At 60.4% G+C, this 952-nt stretch carries 1 protein-coding gene; it reads right to left on the bottom strand.

Annotated elements, in window-relative coordinates; genetic code table 11:
- Positions 1-952, bottom strand: a 952-nt coding sequence (locus G3T14_RS24325; protein WP_281409853.1) for a cache domain-containing protein, incomplete at both ends; no start/stop codon positions are given.

The raw sequence follows: 952 nt of genomic DNA, 5'->3' as shown, positions 1-952 counted from the left end.
CTCCCAGGCACCTCAGCCAGATTCTCTCGTGCAGCCAGGGCTCTCAGGGCGTGCGTCAGCGCCCCAAGAGGACGCACGATCGCACGAGCCGCTAGCAGACCAAGCACGGCCGTGATTGCAAGGACAACAACCCCTGCCAGCGCGAGCGTTCGAGACAAGGATTGAACAGAGGCCACCGCCTCGGCACGGGCTTGCTCTGCGACAATCATCCAGGTTGCACCAAAAACCGAGACGCGTGCCGCGGAAGCCAGACGTGAACCATTTTCGGTGTCGTAAGTGAACGAGACGCCATCGCTTAGCTGCGTCGCGTCGAACCCGATACGAGACAGATCGGCACCAGCCTTGCTGTCACCGTTCAAAGGCGGGTTGCTGCGCAGACGCCCGTCCGATCCAACAGCCAGGATTTGGCCGGTGTCGCCCAGCCCATTCCGCTTGGCGAGGCTCCGGTCGAATAAGGTTGGCGTTACGCGAAGTGCCACGAAGCCAATCCGCTCCGCAGCCTGTGATGTGCCCATGGCGACGTTGGCGCGCTTAGTGACGGCCTTGCCAATGAAGGCCGAGGGTTCTCCGGCGGATAGATAATCGGCAAAGTCTTCGAATACGATCGCGTTAGTATCCGACCCCTTCAGCCGCTCGTAGAGCCGGTTGAGACCGCTCGAATGTAGGATGCTGTCCGCAACCGAGAGGGAAAAATCTTCGCCCTTTGTCGTGGTATAGACGATGCGACCGCTCTCATCGAGGAAAACCAGATCGGCATAGCCGGGCTGCGCAACGAGGATGCGTGCCACCTCCTGCACCTTCGCATGTCGTCGGCCATAAGCGGAGTTGGTCGAGGCGCCATCATAGGCGATTCTATCCTCCAGGCTCTGCGGTGCCCGAAATGCCTGGATCAGCGCTGCATAACCGGGCTTTGCCGGATCAAGGTTCTCGACGAGATCCGGGAAGTTGGACA

This window comes from Methylobacterium sp. BTF04, assembly GCF_010692745.1.
Taxonomy (GTDB): Bacteria; Pseudomonadota; Alphaproteobacteria; order Rhizobiales; family Beijerinckiaceae; genus Methylobacterium.
This window is presented reverse-complemented; position numbering and strand designations above follow the sequence as displayed.